We start from the raw sequence: 1,279 nt of genomic DNA on the forward strand, positions 1-1,279 counted from the left end.
TTGTAACGTTGTAACCCAAGTTTTCAAGTCTTCGAACAGAATATCGTACAATCGATTGTTCTTTTTGCTTGTCAAAGTAATCTTCACCTAAGTCTACGTACATTTCTTTGCGTGTTAGGAGATAATAGGTGATTCTCAAAATGGCATGAGCGACTGAAATCCCTGCACGCTTTTTACCCTTTCTTGATGCAGTACGCCTATACAGGGCTCCCAAATAGGTTTTGGATCCTTTGACAGAATGAGCTGCTTCAATTAATGCCGATTTCAAGTACTTGTTTCCTTTTTTCATGTTGGTTGATTTCCTCTTACCCGCACTCTCATTATGTCCAGGTACTAATCCTGCCCAGGAACACAAGTGCGCCGAACTGGGAAATTGCTTCTCGACATCCGTACCGACTTCGGCTAAGATTTGTTCGGCCATTCGAGTGGCGATACCGGGAATGGAATCCAATCGCTCAATATCTTCTTGATGGGAGGATAATCTAGTAGCCACCTCGTCGTTTAACAATTGAATCTGCTCAGAAAGAAATTCTATATGGACCAGAATGGTTTTTAACATGAGACGTTGATGAGGATTGATATACCCCCGAAGAGCAAGCTCCAGTTCACTCTTTTTCTTCTTCATTGATCGACGGGCAAAGCTAGCTAGCTTCTCTGGATCGTCTTCGCCATCGGCGATGGCACGAAGCATATCAAGAGCTGAGACACCCATGATGTCGGAGACAACGGAACCTAGTTTGATATTCGCTCCTTCTAAAACCTTTTGAATCCGATTATGTTGTCTAGCACGCTCTTCAATAATACTTCGACGGTATCGAACTAACTCTCGTAGTTCTCGCTGATCTCGGTCTGGAATGAAACTTGCTTTAAGTAAACCGTGACGAAGTAGTTTTGCAATCCATTCGGCATCCTTCACATCGGTCTTGCGACCTGGTACTGCTTTCATATGTTGAGCATTGACTACTAAAAATTCAATATTCTCGGCTTCCAGTAAGTTAACTATTGGCTTCCAAAATACACCTGTACTCTCCATTGCCACGTGGGTACAACCATGCTCCTTGATCCAGTCAATCAGCTGTAATAGAAATACAGTCTTAGTGGAAAACGTTTGAATCTCCTTTCCTTTTGGTGTAATAATACAGGCAGTTATGGAGTCTTTATGCACATCCATACCGCATGCACGCTCAATGATTACTTCCATTGTAATCATCCTTTCTACGGCAACTAGTATTGGAGGCTGGTGCAATAACCAGAGTAGGATTAATCTCCCATGAGTGCT

1 protein-coding gene is annotated in these 1,279 nt (G+C 42.8%); it reads right to left on the bottom strand.

Features of this window, described 5'->3' with window-relative positions; genetic code table 11:
- Window positions 1-1,201, bottom strand: a 1,201-nt coding sequence (locus tag ACIQYS_RS22410) for an IS110 family RNA-guided transposase (protein ID WP_402985256.1), incomplete at its 3' end; no start/stop codon positions are given.
- Between the last annotated feature and the right edge of the window lie 78 nt (window positions 1,202-1,279).

The organism is Psychrobacillus sp. NPDC096426 (assembly GCF_044762745.1).
In the GTDB taxonomy this organism is placed as follows: Bacteria; Bacillota; Bacilli; order Bacillales_A; family Planococcaceae; genus Psychrobacillus.